Genomic DNA, 13,037 nt, shown 5'->3' with positions numbered 1-13,037 from the left:
CTGTCCGCAGAGATTCGATCAAGGAGCAGGGCAGTGCGAATAGAGCGTCACCAGGTGGGCGGGTCCGTCGTGTCGGCAGCACGCGAAGACTTCACGAACCGCATCGGGGGTCAGGTGCGGTCCATGTCGCGGGCCAGCCGGATGGCCACCTACGAGTGGCAGTCGATCGCCGACGAGTTCCTCGACTACCTGGGCGCCCTCTCCGTCGAGACACCTGACCTCGACACCTCGGAGGCCAAGGCCGCCCTCAAGGACGCCTCCGAGGCCGCGGTCGGCGCGGTCGCCTACGCGGCGTACCACCCGCACCGCAGCTTCCAAGTCTTCCTGGAGTACGTGAACTTCGGCATGAGCTACGACCCGGGTGAGGATGCCCCCGAGGAGAGCGTCACGCCCGGGGAGTGGATCGACGCGCTCTGCCTGTCGGTCCTCAGGGACAAAGCCAAGTGGCACGGCGAGGCCTTCCACTTCGCCCGGAAGAAGTTCGCCGCGCAGGCGCAGGGAACGCCCGCCGGCGAGCTCGCCACAGGACTGATGGCCGTGGTCCTGGACGACACCGGTGACGACGAAGAGTACCCGCCGAGCGCGCAGGCCAAGCTCGCCGCCATTGACGCGGCCCTGGACCGCATCCGTACCCGCGCCAGGGAGACGGGCGAGCCCCTCCTGGACCGGCCGGACAGCGTAGCGCTGCACACGCTGCGCGCCCTGGCCGCCGAAGACCGGGAGGCCTTCGATGCCGCGCTGGCCGACCTCCTGGTCAGACACACCACCCTGCACGGCCCCACAGCCTCCCCGAGCACCCTTCTCCCGCTTGTCCCCATGGCCCTCGCCGCGCTCGCATACCGGACCCTGGGCTGGGCGCCTGCCGTCCACACCGACTACCTTCCGCACGCACTGATCACCGGCTTCGAGAGCCGAGGCCCGCGGGTCGCGGGGTTCGGCCGGAACCGGCGGCCGGACGCGGTGGCCGCGCTCGCCGCAGGCCCACTGGTGGTGGAGCGGCCGGCCCTCGACTGGACGGTGGGCCCGCAGATCGAGGCCACCTACGAGGAACACGCTCGGGAGGCGTTCACCCCCGTCGACGGCAAACCCCTCGCTGTCTGGCAGCTCGGCAGCGTCATGAGCGACGAGGAGCGCCTCTTCAAGTGGCGCGCGGGGAACCCCGGCGGCGTCACGGACGCCCAGTTCGCGAACCTTCGGCTGGCCTCCCAGATGGGGGCGGCCCTTTTCCGCATCGCACTGGCAGAGCCGGGCACCGCGGTTGAGGTGACCATCGACGGCCGCAAACTGCGCTACCCGGCCCAGCGGGACGAGGAAGCCGGAGCCGGCAACTGGCAGACGGCCACTGCCTTCGCCCTCATCACCGGCGCACGCGAAGACCTCGCCCCGCTGGTCCTCACCGGCCCTGCCTTCGCCCGCCCGGACGGGTCCGCCTTCACCGCGTACCGCGAAGCCCTCCACGCCTACCTGAAGGGCACCGATCCCGAACCGGCCGCGCAGCGGGCCTTGCAGCAGGCAGAGAGCGCCAAGGACTGGGGCTTCGCCATGCCGCCGGCCGTGCTGCTGTCGCAGCTCGTGGAAGGCGACGAGGAGAGCTTCAACCTGGCCCTGGCCGACGCGCTCGAAGCCCACCGCAACTACTACCAGGTCGCCGACCGCGCCGACGATCCGGATGCTTCCGTCAACCTCGACGTCCTCGCCCTGGCCTGCCACGCTCGCCGCCGCGGCTGGGACATCCGCGTCGAATCCCCCTACCTTCCGCAGGGTCTCCTGCGCGCCGCTGAACCCTTCTAGGTCCTGTCGTCAAATTCCCGTCGTCCGCCCGGAGGGCGGGCCCTGCGGCGTCAGGTGCGTGCTCTCGGCGTGCCGGGCACAGGCCCTCGTACTGGATGTACTTGGGTCTGTGCCCGGTGCGGCGAAGGGGGTCCCTCCCTGTTCGAGCGAAGCCGAGAACTTGGGGGCGCGTGCATGGCGTCGCGGGGCAGACGGGAATGTGACGACAGGGCCTAGAGGACCGGGTTCTGCTGTCTGCAGCCGACCGCATCATCGACCACCTCGGGCCGTCGCTCGCACTTCGGCCCCGCAGACGGTTCCGGAGAGACACGGTGCTGATCGTGGACGGCACCCTGGTCCCCACCCGCGACCACCAGGTGGCCGAGCAGTCGAAGAACTCGGCTCACCCCCGCCTGGGCGGGGGTGACTGTCTGTTTCCGAACCGTGACGATCGGAATTCCCGGCTCCCTCACCTGCACTGTCGTACACCCCGCCACGACCTGCACACTCGGTGTATACACGCCGCGTATACACGGTGTGTAGAGTGCGGGTCATGTCCATCGGTCACACCCTTTTGGGGCTCCTGGAGTCCGGCCCGCGACACGGTTACGACCTGAAGCGGGCCTTCGACGAGACGTCCGGTCACGACCGGCCGCTGCACTACGGCCAGGTCTACTCGACGATGTCCCGGCTGCTGAAGAACGGCCTCGTCGAGGTCGACGGCATCGAGGCCGGCGGCGGCCCGGAGCGCAAGCGCTACGCGATCACCGACGCCGGCATCACCGACGTAGCGCAGTGGCTCGCGACCCCGCAGAAGCCGGAGGAGTACCTCCAGTCGGCCCTCTACACCAAAGTCGTCCTCGCGCTGCTCACCCACCGGGACGCCGCCGACATCCTGGACGCCCAACGCTCCGAGCATCTGCGCAGCATGCGCATCCTGACCGACCGCAAGCGCAAGGGCGATCTGGCGGACCAGCTGATCTGCGACCACGCCCTCTTTCACCTGGAGGCGGACCTGCGCTGGCTGGAGCTCACCGCCGCCCGACTCGACAAACTCCGTGAGGCTGTAGCCCGATGACGACTTCTCCCCCTGGTTCCCTGCTCACCGCGCAGGACCTGCGCAAGACCTACGGGCACACCCACGCCCTCGACGGCGCCGAGTTCTCCATCCACCCCGGCGAAGTCGTCGCCGTCATGGGCCCCTCCGGCTCCGGCAAGTCGACGCTGCTGCACTGCCTCGCGGGCATCCTGCCGCCCGACTCCGGGTCGATCACCTACAACGGGCGCGAGGTGACGACGATGAGCAACGCCCAGCGCAGCGCGTTACGCCGCTCCGAGTTCGGCTTCGTATTCCAGTTCGGGCAGCTCGTGCCGGAACTGACCTGCGTGGAGAACGTCGCCCTGCCGCTCAGGCTGAACGGCACCTCCCGCAAGAAAGCCGAGCGGGCGGCGCTCGGCTGGATGGAACGCCTGGAGGTCGACGACCTGAAGGGCAAGCGGCCCGGCGAGGTCTCCGGCGGCCAGGGCCAGCGCGTCGCCGTGGCACGCGCGCTGGTCACCGGACCGCGCCTGCTGTTCGCCGACGAACCGACCGGCGCGCTCGACTCCTACAACGGCGAGCGCGTGATGGACCTGCTCACCGACGCGGCCCGCTCCACCAACGCCGCCGTCGCCCTCGTCACCCACGAGACACGCGTGGCCGCCTACTCCGACCGCGAGATCGTCGTCCGCGACGGCAAGTCGCGCGACATGGAGGGCGCCATATGAGTCCGCGCCAGTGGTCCAGAGACCTGGCCATGGGAGCCCGCTTCGCCGTCACCGGCGGCCGCGAGGGCTGGGTCCGAATGACGCTGACCGCGGTCGGCGTCGGCCTCGGCGTGGCCCTGCTCCTGCTGTGCACTGCCCTGCCCAACGTCTTCGCCGCCCGCACCCGGGTGGAGGACGCCCGCTACGCCAACGTGTACTCCCAGAAAGTCCCGTCCAAGGCCGACAACACCTTCCTGATCGCCCAAGCCGACACCACCTGGCACGACGACGACATCCTCGGCCGGTTCGTCGAACCCGAGGGCAAACGGGCGCCGCTGCCCCCGGGAGTCGACGCTTTCCCGGGCAAGGGCGAGATGGTGGTCTCCCCCGCGCTCAAGAACCTGCTCGCCTCGGACGACGCCACGCTGCTGCGGGAACGCTTGCCCTACAAGATCACCGGCACGATCGGCGAGAGCGGACTCATCGGCTCCCACGAACTGGCCTACTACGCGGGCGCCTCGGGGCTGAAACTCACGGGCTTCTCCCCGGTGCACCGGCTGACCGAGTATGGCAAACCGGACGCGACACCCGAGAAGACCGACCCGGTGCTGCTGCTCATGGTCCTGGTCGTGTTCGTGGTGCTGCTGACCCCGGTCGCCGTGTTCATCGCCGCCGCCGTTCGCTTCGGCGGCGAGCGCCGCGACCGCCGACTGGCCGCGCTGCGCCTGGTCGGCTCGGACAGCCACATGACCCGGCGGATCGCGGCGGGCGAAGCACTCGCCGGGGCCCTGCTCGGCCTGGTCATCGGCACCGGCTTCTTCCTCCTCGGCCGTCAGACGCTGGGCTCCACCGAGGTGCTGGGCGTGAGCGTCTGGCCCAGCTACCTCGATCCCTCCCCCGTGCTCGCCGCGCTGGTCGCGGTGGCGATCCCGGCCGCCGCCGTACTCGTCACGCTGCTCGCGATGCGCGGCGTGGTGGTGGAACCGCTTGGCGTCGTGCGCACGGCCAAGCAGCGCCGCCGCCGGCTGTGGTGGCGGCTGCTGCCACCGCTGGCCGGCCTCGCGATGCTCTACCCGATGATCGGCAAGGGCCGCAAGAACGGCGACTTCAACCAGTACCTCGTCATCAGCGGCGTGCTGCTGCTGCTGATCGGCATCACCGCGCTGCTCCCCTGGGTCGTGGAGGCGGTCGTCGTCCGCCTCGGCAAGGGCGCGCTGTCCTGGCAGCTCGCGGTACGGCGGCTGCAGCTGAGCAGCGGAACCGCTGCACGCATGGTCAACGGCATCGCCGTCGCCGTGGCCGGAGCCATCGCCCTGCAGATGCTGTTCACGGGAACGCAGAGCCAGTACACCAAGGCCACCGGCAAGGACCCCGGCCGGGTCCAGATGCAGGTCGACTTCAGCGACCGCAAGCCGCTGTCCGGTGTCGAGCGCGAATTCACCGGCACCAAGGGGGTACGGGCCGCAGTTGCCCCGGCCATCTCGCAGTACGGGGACGCACGTCGCAACCCGAAGAACAGCAACGGCCTCACCGTGGGTAACTGCACCGCCCTGCGCGAACTCGCTACGCTTCCCTCCTGCAAGGACGGCGACGTGTTCATCACGCGAACGAGGAGCCACTACACCTCCCCCAGCAACGCCGACGAAATCGCCGTGGTGAAGCCCGGTCGGCAGCTCTACATCGACCCGTCGTACGACGGCGCCGAACGCGGCCTCGAGGTGCCCTGGACCGTTCCGGCGAACGTGCGAGTGGTGGACGCGCGCAAGGACTCACTGCAGGACGCCAACGGTCTGCTGGTCACCCCCGCCGCCCTGCCCGCCAAGGCCGCGCCCGCAGTGTTCTCGGACGGTGTCTACCTGCGTCTGGACCCGTCGGTGCCGGACTCACGGGAGTACATACGCAACGTCGTCGCCCGGATCGACCCCCTCGCACGCACCTACAGCTGGTCGGCGACCCAGGAGGACGCCAAATACGCCTCCATCCGCACCGGCCTGTTCGTAGGCTCCGCGTTCGTGCTGGCACTGATCGGCGCGAGTCTGCTGGTCTCCCAGCTGGAGCAGCTGCGCGAGCGCAGGAAGCTGCTCTCCGCACTGGTCGCCTTCGGCACCCGGCGCCGCACGCTGAGCCTGTCGGTGCTGTGGCAGACGGCCCTCCCGGTCGGGCTCGGCCTCGTACTGGCCACAACGGTGGGTATCACCCTCGGCTCGGTGCTGCTGAAGATGACCCGTACACCAGTGGCCATGGACTGGGCGAGTGTCCTGACCATGACCGGCGTGGGCGCGGCCGTGGTCGGCGTGGTCACGCTGCTCAGCCTGCCGCCGCTGCTGCGGATGATGCGCCCGGAAGGCCTGCGCACGGAATAACCCCTGGTCCCCCAGCCCGAGCACGCGTACACGCAGGGCGGCGACGCCTACACACCCGTGAGCGCGGAGGTCGTCGTGGAGGTCATGGCCGGCACCACCCGGCATGCGGTGCTCACCGTGGTCCGCCTGCGCTGACCCGACCACAGGCTTCTGCTCGACTGCACCTCTTCTCCCCGGCTGTCGCGAGGAGAAGAGGTGTCGGCAATCGCGAACGGAGGGGTCGGCGATCGTCCGGACCTTCGGTCGGTGGCGAGGAAGCCCAACTCTGTCTTCAGACAATGACGTTGGGCTCCCTCGTCGCATGCGCACAGCCGATCCCTTGAATTCTCGCTGACCGTCGCGTCGCTCCTGGCGGACGCAGTAATGGCACCGTGCAGCGCACAGTCGGCATGGTCGCTAGTGCTCTGACCGGGAAGGTTCGCCGGGTTGGCTGTTCCAGCGGTTGGATGTGCGGTGACTTCTCCGAACTAACGGAGAACATCAATTCTTAGGCGCCATCAACGTCGACGTCGAAGCGGGACTGGCCAAGCTCGACACTGGCGGGTGGCGGCCACTACGACCGGCAGCCCTCGGGGATCTGGGTCTGTGACGCTTCCCTGTCCGCGGGTACGGCGCGCCTGCCGGTGGCCCCACCGGAGTTTCGATATCGCCGGTGTCGGCGCGTTCAGCGCCGCAGGTTCCGAATGCCACCTGCGCCTCTACCCATCGCCGCCTTCGTGCGTGCGCGCTGCGGGTTCGTCGGGCGACGGTCCGGTGTGGAAGATCGGCCAGCAGATCTCGGTGCGCCACTCGGTCGCCTCTGCGCTCTCGTGGCGCCCGACGGGGTAGTACTCGCGGATCGGGCCGTCCACGGCGAGGGCATGTTCAGCGACGTACGTGCCGAGGCCTCCGTAAGCCAGGTCGATATTCGCATGCGGGCCGCGGTGCACAATCGTCGCCAACTCGACCGCCGGGATGACCAGCGCGTCGACCCGACCCATGGGGCGCAGCGGTCCGGCGCACGGCACGAAGATCGTCGCCGGTCCGTGCCCGTGGGTGAACAGGTCGGTACTGAAGATCCCGCCAGCCGGCGCGTCGGCGGCCAGGCCCTGGGCGTCGAGCGTCGCGTAGATCTCACCGAGCGCACCCTGGTACCAGGTCAACGCCTCGGCAACGTCCACCGTCTCGGTGATCGCAGCCGCCGGCGTGGCCGGAACGCTCCGGCGCCCGATCTCGGCCCGGGTGCCGCCCCGCGGGCGGGTAAGCAGGTCACGCAGCGAGGCGACCGCAGACTGGCTGCGCGCCAACTCCTGCTCCATCTGGCTCAGGTGCGCGGCCAGCAGCGCGTTGCGGGTGTCGAGGTCGGGGGCGGCCAGCACCTTGGCGATCTGCTCGACCGGCATGTCCAGGGCGCGGAAGCGGCGGATGATCTGCGCGGTCGGGATCTGCGCGGTGGTGTAGTACCGGTGGCCGGTGTGCCGGTCCACTTCGTCCGGTTCCAGCAGGCCCACCTGGTGGTAGTAGCGCAGCGTCTTCACGCTCAGGTGCGTGGCCCTTGCGAAGTCCCCGATCGGCAGTGTCGCGTCCATGCCCGCCACTGTGCCACCTCCCCCAAGGGGAGATGCACGGGCGCGCGCGGGCCTTGCACCTCTCGTCGGGGCACGCCCGAGCCTGCTTGCAGGCGGTCGACCGGGCCGCCTGCCGAAGGGAGCCGAAACGATGACCACGCCCACGAGCACCGCCCTGCCGCCCGTCGTCGCCGAGTACCTGGCGGCGGTCAACGCCTTCGACCTGGACCGGATGGTCGCCACCTTCGCCGAGGACGCCTACGTCAACGACGCGCGCCGTGAGATCAGCGGCATCACAGCCATCCGGGCCTGGGCCGAGAAGGAGATGATCGGCGACCACGTCACGATGCAGCCGATCGAGGTCGTCGCGCACTACGGCCAGACCATCGTGCGCTCACGCTATGACGGCACCTACGACAAGACCAGCCTGCCGGCCGAACTGGTGATGTCGGACTACTTCAGCGTGCGCGACGGCAAGATCGTCGGCCTCGCCGTGATCCGCAACCAGCCCTCCCCGTACTGACAGACACCGCTGTGTCCGGCCCGCCCGAGGCCCGCGGCGCACGCAACCAGCCCGCCGACCCGCGTGCGCCGCCACTTCGTTGCGCACTCATCCGTCCACCTCCGGAAAGCGGGTACCACTTCCCATGAACTACACCCTCGACCCCGAACTCGTCCCCCTCCTGGCCGCCCGCACCGAGCAGGCCGCCGGCGTAGCCGCCCGCGAGCGCGGGGACTGGAGGTCGATTCGCGAAGCCGGCAACCTCGGCCAGGCTGCCATGGCGGCCCTGGTCCCCCCGGTCACCGGGATCAAGACCGCCACCTACTTCGCCACGGCGCCCGACGGCGCCCGGATTGAACTGCGCTGGTACACCACTGGCGAGACCACGGCGCCCGGCCCGGCCGTGCTCTACGCCCACGGCGGCGGCATGATCCTGGGCGACCTGGACGCCTACGACACCCTGCTCTCCTGGTACGTCGCGCACAGTCGGGTGCCGTTCCTGTCCGTCGGCTACCGCCTGGCCCCCGAGGCGAGTGGCACCATGCTCGCCGAGGACGTCTTCGCCGGCCTGACCTGGCTCACCGACCACGCGCACGAACTGGCCGTGGACACCGGACGCATCGCGGTGATGGGCGACAGCGGCGGCGGCGCACCCGCCGCGGCCACCGCCATCCTGGCCCGCGACCGGCACACTCCCCTGGCTCGGCAGATCCTGGTCTATCCCATGCTCGACGACCGCAACCAGAGCCCCGACCCGACCCGCGAACCCTTCCTGACCTGGACCTACGACGACAACTACACCGCCTGGAAGGCGGTGCTCGGCGACACGTTCGACACCGCGGATGTCTCCCCGATCGCCGCACCGGCCCGCCTGAGCGACTTCACCGGGCTGGCTCCTGCCTACATCGACACCGGTGACCTCGACATCTTCCGCGACGAGGACATCGCCTACGCCGCGCGCCTGGCCGCCGCGGGCGTCCCCGTTGAACTGCACGTCCATCCCGGGGTCCCGCACGGATGGGACCGCCTCGCCCCCCAGTCCGGGGCCGCCCGGCGGGCCTTCGCCGACCGCATCCGCACCCTGGCGGCCCTCTGAGCGGCCGGTTTCGCGGGGGAAACCCGCGATGTCCAGCGCTGACGGCAGGCCCTTGGCAGGGGATCTCCCCTCAGGGGAGATCCCGTCGCGGGGCTGGCTCTTGCACCTCCCCTGACGGCACGCCGCAGGGTTGTCCGTAGCGGCCGATCAGGGTCGCGAGATGAAGGGAGCAAAGTCATGACGACGACCGAGCAGGACAAGGAAGCCATCATCGCCATCGTCCGCGAGATGGCGGCGTCGATGACCGGTGCGCAGAGCACCCGGCACTGGGCGTCCGACGTGCTGTGGTTCGACATCCCCCCGTTCGCGTCCAGGGGCGTCGCCCCGGCGCGCAAGCTGTTCGACGACACCTTCGCCAACTTCGAGTCCTGCAACGTCGAGATCCTCGAACTGGACGCGAAGGTCAACGGGGACATGGGCATCGTCTGCACGGTGCAGAGCACGAACATCGTGCTCAAGAACGGCTCCACCAAGCACGTCATGGCCCGGCAGACCGACTGCTTGGAGCGGCGTGAGAACGGCTGGGAACTGATCCACCAGCACGCCTCCGTCCCGGCCGGCGGCGAGTGGGACGGCAAGATCACCACCGTGTAGGGCCTGATCTGCGACGCGACCGGCCTCCCTGCCGACCGGATCTCCTCGGCAGGGAGGCGCCCGCGACGGCAGACCCTCCCAGCCTCGTCGCGGGGCGCGACGGGGTGAATACGCGACTGGCGCCTACGTCCACAACCCAGCTCGTGGATGCCAACCTGGATCCGCCGTTTCCAAGCGGGCCCGGGTTCCGAGCCGCGGACCTGTTGGGCCACGCAAAGTTCGTCGAGCGGTTCCGGCCGCGGGTCGTGTCCACGACGCTGGCGTTGGCCTGGGTCGCCGCCGGCAAGCGCGCCGCGTACGTAACCGATGGTGATGACCTCTCCGGAAGTGTGCATTTCGCCGCCGGAATCGCTGTGTGCCGGGCTGCCGGCTGCGTGGTCACCGGGATCGACGGCCCCCCGATCGGGCAGGCGGGCCGCGGACTTGTGGTGGCCACCGATGCCGAGACCCACGGGCTCCTGATGTCGATGATCCGCAACCGAAGGTAGGACCGCGTAGGGTTCGCCGGGTTGGGTCAGGCTACGGCTTGGAGGGGGCGTCCGCCCCAGCGGAGTCCCTTCTCGCTACGGATGCGGGCGCGTTCCCGGCGTTGGGCGGCCAGGACCTCTGGGTGGCGGGCGTTGGCGTTGCGCCAGCGCAGGTAGGCATGCAGCGCGCGGGTCTGGACCGGGTGGTTCGGGTGGTTGGAGTTCGCGAGGGTGAACTGCCGCAGCGGTCCGAAGTGCGCCTCTATCGGGTTCGCCCAGGAGGCGTTGGTCGGGGTGAAACAGAGGTGGACGTTGCTGTTCTTCGCCCAGGGGAGGATCCTCTTGCCGTTGTGGGCGGAGAGGTTGTCGAGGATCACGTAGACCGGGGCGCCGTCCGGGCGGGCGGCCCTGATCGACTTGAGCGCGGCCAGGGTGTTCGCGGTGCCCTTGCGGCGGCGGTTGACGCCCCACAGGGTGTCGTCGCCGATCGAGTAACAACCGTGGAAGTACGTGACGCCGTGGGTCCGCTTGTAGGTCGCCGGGAGCCGGTCGGCCCGACCCTGCCGGGCCCAGCAGCTGCCCGCGGTGGGGCGGATTCCGAGCGGCCCGAACTCATCGAACGCGAACGTGCGGTCGGGGAAGCGGTCCAGGGCGTGCTCGATCCGGTCGAGCTTGGCGTCGTAGTCGGGGTCGATGGACTCCTTCCATGTCTTGGTGCGCTGGAAAGTGACGCCACGTCGGGCGAGCAGGCAGCGCAGGGCCTCGCGTCCGATCCGGATCACCCGGCCGTGCACCTTGCGGAGGTAGGCGAGCAGTTTGCGGATGGACCAGCGGGTAAACGGCTGCCCGAGCTTGGCAGGGCGGGTGGTGGCCGTCTGGACGACGAACTCCTCATCGTCAGGACTGAGCAGGCGGGGACGGCCTCCCGCCCACCGAGGGTCCAGGCAGGCCAGGGCGATCTCGTTGAACCGGTGGATCACATCCCGCACCGTGTCCTCGTCCGCCTGCACCAGCCGGGCGATCACCGGCACCCGGTTCCCGCCAGCTGAGGCCAGCAGCATCATCGCCCGCCGGTACCGCACCGAGCTGGTACTGCCCCGACGCACGATCCTCTGTAACTGATGTCCTTCGTGATCCGTGAGCCTTCGGACCCTGACCGGCTCTGCCATCGCATCCCTTCCGAGCTGAACGTCTTGCGACATCCAACCCGTCAAGAGGCCGCCAGCGCCAACCCGGTGAACCTATGTGGTCAGAGCACTAGTGCGGGAAGCGGCGGGGTGGGCGAGTGACTATGGATTCGCGGAACTCGGCAATCCGCGAGTGGACTTGGCGCGTCAGGTGGGTGTCCTCGATCCGATCCAGGTAGAGGCAGCGGGCTGCCAGGCCCGGGAGGTCGAAGGCGAAGTACAGGGACATCAGCGGGTTCACGAACAACTCGCTGCCCCGGGTGCGGTCAGTGAACCGGACATCACCGAACGAGCCGCGCACGGCCGCCGCGATGGAACCGTTCACGATGCTGGGGTACTCCGGCGTGTGGTGCTGAGCGTGCGTCACCGCGTCAAGGTAGAGAGCGCCCTCACGGGTGGCCCGCGGTATCGAGAACGCACCGAGGTACGCACCGTCGCGCTCCAGCGCGGCGATATTCTCCAATACCTGTACATGGTTTACGCCGTGGTAGGCGTCTACACCGAAGCCGACCGACACGACGAGCCGCGTCCGTACGCCGTCCAGCGCGGCCAGCGCCGCCACGCTCGTCAGGTCCTCCTCTGGAGTGCCGAGCCCGGCTTCATCGCCGCGCATCAGAATGTCCGTACCACCGTCGACCAGGACCACAGCGTCGACGCAGTGCAGCTCGATCAGTGCTTGGTAGGCGGCGCGCAGCGGGCGCACCCCGGTCTGGGGGAAGGCGTACACGGTGAACGGGTAGCCGTGCTGGCGCAGCCACTGCGCGAGGGTCCGCTCCGGGAAGTAGCTCTGGTGCAAAGCGGAGTCGGGAGTCACGGCGGCCAGGTCGGGGGCGACCCAGTCATCGATCGGGAGACCGGCGAGTGCGCTGAAGGAGAGGTTCGCGAGATATACCTGCTTGCCCTGATGCAGGAGGGAGAGAGCCAACGGCAGGCCGGAGTAGATGGGAGTGCTCCCGTGGGACGGCTGCCTTGACGTCGACATCGTGGTGGCCAGCGAGTTCGCGAAGGGCCACCTCGCAGAGGTGTGCCTGCTGCCCGAGGACCTGGACGATTGGGCAAAGGCGCTCGAACTGCTCGCCGTGGGCCAGCCGGTTCGCTGGATGGACGACGGTCGAAACCCGGAGATCCGGATCACGCCGGAGGGACCGTACATCTCCCGCGGCGAGGTCCTCAACGCGATCGAGGTGGTGGTCAGGGACACCGCTGTGTCCCTGACCTCGGTTGGCGTATTGGTGCGCCTGCCCGACGACTGGGTCGATGCCCAGCGTCTGCGACTCGCCCAGGTCCGCACCGCTTGGCCCTTCGGGCAGGGTTGAGGACAGGAGGCTCTCAGTTGCGGGTGGCGGCCTCACGGGCGATGAGGCGCCTCCAGCAGATGAGCACGCAGCCGCGCGTGAGGAACGCTTCGTGGATGTCATCGCGGATCTCCCAGCGGATGCCCAGGCGGCGGAACCAATGCAGGTGGGCGAACGCGCGTTCCACGACCCAGCGTTGGCTGCCGAGGCTGGAGCCATGCGCGGTGCCCCGGCGGGCGATCACCGGCTTCACCCCGAGGGCCCACACGAGGCGGCGGTACTTGTCGTGGTCGTAGCCGCGGTCGCCGAGCACGACATCGGGGCGGCGCCGGGGCCGGCCGCGCTTGCCCCGCACGGGCGGCACGACTTCGAGCAGTGGGACGAGCTGGGTGACGTCGTTGCGGTTGCCGCCGGTCAGCAGGACCACGAGCGGGGTGCCGTGTCTGTCGGTGATCAGACATCCGATGGGG

10 protein-coding genes and 4 pseudogenes are annotated in these 13,037 nt (G+C 69.4%); 10 read left to right on the top strand and 4 right to left on the bottom strand.

The features are described 5' to 3' along the window. Nucleotides 1-54 precede the first annotated feature (54 nt). The 5 genes and pseudogenes from KVT44_RS48255 (at nucleotide 55) to KVT44_RS48235 (ending at nucleotide 5,879) form a co-directional block, all read left to right on the top strand. Nucleotides 55-1,791, top strand: coding sequence for an immunity 49 family protein (locus tag KVT44_RS48255; RefSeq protein WP_217574761.1), 1,737 nt, complete (start codon nucleotides 55-57; stop codon nucleotides 1,789-1,791). Between the two features lie 233 nt (nucleotides 1,792-2,024). Then, nucleotides 2,025-2,168 (top strand): annotated as a pseudogene (locus KVT44_RS48250) (IS5/IS1182 family transposase); the annotation flags it as partial. Nucleotides 2,169-2,323: 155 nt separating this feature from the next. Then, nucleotides 2,324-2,848, top strand: coding sequence for a PadR family transcriptional regulator (locus KVT44_RS48245; RefSeq protein ID WP_217574723.1), 525 nt, complete (start codon nucleotides 2,324-2,326; stop codon nucleotides 2,846-2,848). After that, entirely contained in the window at nucleotides 2,845-3,537 is a 693-nt protein-coding gene (locus tag KVT44_RS48240) for an ABC transporter ATP-binding protein (RefSeq protein ID WP_217574721.1), read from the top strand. Before KVT44_RS48245 ends, KVT44_RS48240 begins: the two co-directional genes overlap by 4 nt. Further along, a complete protein-coding gene (locus tag KVT44_RS48235; RefSeq protein ID WP_217574719.1) occupies nucleotides 3,534-5,879 on the top strand; it encodes an ABC transporter permease in 2,346 nt (781 codons plus the stop codon). The genes KVT44_RS48240 and KVT44_RS48235 overlap by 4 nt, the downstream gene beginning before the upstream one ends. A gap of 698 nt (nucleotides 5,880-6,577) precedes the next feature. Here the strand turns inward: KVT44_RS48235 and KVT44_RS48230 are convergent. Beyond that, nucleotides 6,578-7,447, bottom strand: a complete 870-nt coding sequence (locus KVT44_RS48230) for a MerR family transcriptional regulator (RefSeq protein WP_217574759.1) — start codon at nucleotides 7,445-7,447, stop codon at nucleotides 6,578-6,580. A gap of 130 nt (nucleotides 7,448-7,577) precedes the next feature. Between KVT44_RS48230 and KVT44_RS48225 the strand changes: the two genes are divergently transcribed. The 4 genes and pseudogenes from KVT44_RS48225 to KVT44_RS48210 all read left to right on the top strand — a co-directional run. After that, entirely contained in the window at nucleotides 7,578-7,949 is a 372-nt protein-coding gene (locus tag KVT44_RS48225; protein WP_217574718.1) for a nuclear transport factor 2 family protein, read from the top strand. 124 nt (nucleotides 7,950-8,073) lie between these two features. Then, a complete protein-coding gene (locus KVT44_RS48220; RefSeq protein ID WP_217574717.1) occupies nucleotides 8,074-9,024 on the top strand; it encodes an alpha/beta hydrolase fold domain-containing protein in 951 nt (316 codons plus the stop codon). Between the two features lie 177 nt (nucleotides 9,025-9,201). Continuing rightward, a complete protein-coding gene (locus KVT44_RS48215) occupies nucleotides 9,202-9,618 on the top strand; it encodes a nuclear transport factor 2 family protein (RefSeq protein ID WP_217574716.1) in 417 nt (138 codons plus the stop codon). A 95-nt stretch (nucleotides 9,619-9,713) separates the two neighbouring features. Next, nucleotides 9,714-10,106, top strand: a pseudogene (locus KVT44_RS48210) (inositol monophosphatase family protein); the annotation flags it as partial. Nucleotides 10,107-10,132: 26 nt separating this feature from the next. Here KVT44_RS48210 and KVT44_RS48205 read toward each other — a convergent pair. Beyond that, a complete protein-coding gene (locus tag KVT44_RS48205) occupies nucleotides 10,133-11,254 on the bottom strand; it encodes an IS630 family transposase (RefSeq protein WP_217574715.1) in 1,122 nt (373 codons plus the stop codon). Between the two features lie 88 nt (nucleotides 11,255-11,342). Next, nucleotides 11,343-12,215: pseudogene (locus KVT44_RS48200) on the bottom strand (DUF1152 domain-containing protein); the annotation flags it as partial. A 4-nt stretch (nucleotides 12,216-12,219) separates the two neighbouring features. On the opposite strand from KVT44_RS48200, the gene KVT44_RS48195 reads away from it, so the two are divergent. Next, a complete protein-coding gene (locus tag KVT44_RS48195; protein WP_308314331.1) occupies nucleotides 12,220-12,588 on the top strand; it encodes a DUF5959 family protein in 369 nt (122 codons plus the stop codon). 13 nt (nucleotides 12,589-12,601) lie between these two features. Here KVT44_RS48195 and KVT44_RS48190 read toward each other — a convergent pair. Then, nucleotides 12,602-13,024 (bottom strand): annotated as a pseudogene (locus KVT44_RS48190) (transposase); the annotation flags it as partial. Nucleotides 13,025-13,037 lie beyond the last annotated feature (13 nt).

The organism is Streptomyces sp. GbtcB7 (assembly GCF_019091445.1).
Classification (GTDB): domain Bacteria; phylum Actinomycetota; class Actinomycetes; order Streptomycetales; family Streptomycetaceae; genus Streptomyces; species Streptomyces mirabilis.
This window is presented reverse-complemented; position numbering and strand designations above follow the sequence as displayed.

Coding starts and splice junctions, on each gene's coding strand:
- KVT44_RS48245 (WP_217574723.1), top strand. CDS start 2,324: ATGTCCATCGGTCACACCCTTTTGGGGCTCCTGGAGTCCGGCCCGCGA.
- KVT44_RS48235 (WP_217574719.1), top strand. CDS start 3,534: ATGAGTCCGCGCCAGTGGTCCAGAGACCTGGCCATGGGAGCCCGCTTC.
- KVT44_RS48220 (WP_217574717.1), top strand. CDS start 8,074: ATGAACTACACCCTCGACCCCGAACTCGTCCCCCTCCTGGCCGCCCGC.
- KVT44_RS48205 (WP_217574715.1), bottom strand. CDS start 11,254: ATGGCAGAGCCGGTCAGGGTCCGAAGGCTCACGGATCACGAAGGACAT.
- KVT44_RS48230 (WP_217574759.1), bottom strand. CDS start 7,447: ATGGACGCGACACTGCCGATCGGGGACTTCGCAAGGGCCACGCACCTG.
- KVT44_RS48215 (WP_217574716.1), top strand. CDS start 9,202: ATGACGACGACCGAGCAGGACAAGGAAGCCATCATCGCCATCGTCCGC.
- KVT44_RS48240 (WP_217574721.1), top strand. CDS start 2,845: ATGACGACTTCTCCCCCTGGTTCCCTGCTCACCGCGCAGGACCTGCGC.
- KVT44_RS48225 (WP_217574718.1), top strand. CDS start 7,578: ATGACCACGCCCACGAGCACCGCCCTGCCGCCCGTCGTCGCCGAGTAC.